The organism is Myxococcus sp. AB025B (assembly GCF_006518215.1).
Lineage (GTDB): Bacteria > Myxococcota > Myxococcia > Myxococcales > Myxococcaceae > Myxococcus > Myxococcus fulvus.
Window position 1 is genome coordinate 1 of record NZ_SRLW01000688.1, and the last position, 611, is coordinate 611.

Consider the following 611-nt stretch of genomic DNA (forward strand, 5'->3'; position numbering starts at 1 on the left):
GGACTCCACCGAGGCCTCCAGGGTGCTCTGCACGATGACCTTCGGCTCGTCGGCCCCCGGCGATGCCGGTGCCGGCGGTGGGACGTGGAACGCAGCGAGTGCCACGGTGCCATCCCGCGGGCACACACCGGTGTCGGCGGGGACGGGGAGACCACAGGTTTCGCAGTTCAGCTCGGAAGCCATCTCGGGAAGAAAGGCCAGCGTAGCAAGACCGGGGGGGGGGACGCGATGGGCTTCGGACCTGGGTGCAGGGCGAGCGTTCAGGCGACGCACACCCCAAGTGCCCCCGACGCCCCTCCAGCGTCGGGCAGCCGACGGATGTCCCTCACGGCGAGGTCGGGCAGCCCAACGTCTGCACCGACGCGCCGGGTTCGCCCGCAGGGCCCTCGCTCGGTCCGCCATCGCCGCCCGGACCCTGGGTGATGGTCGTCCCCGCGTCGCCCTGCGTCACCTGGGCGCGTGTGCACCAGATGCCCACCGAGGGGCCGCCGCCGCCACCGCCGCCAGGCCCGCCCGCGCCTCCGTTGCCGCCCTTTCCGCCAGGGCCGCCGGCGCCACTCTTGTAGGTCATGTCCTCGAGGTTGGTGCGCCCCACGGTCAGGCCTCCCTCC

Annotated in this window: 1 pseudogene; it reads right to left on the reverse strand. The window is 73.5% G+C overall.

Annotation, left to right across the window (positions count from 1 at the left end):
* Positions 1–325 precede the first annotated feature (325 nt).
* Positions 326–611: pseudogene (locus tag FL311_RS43515) on the reverse strand (hypothetical protein); the annotation flags it as partial.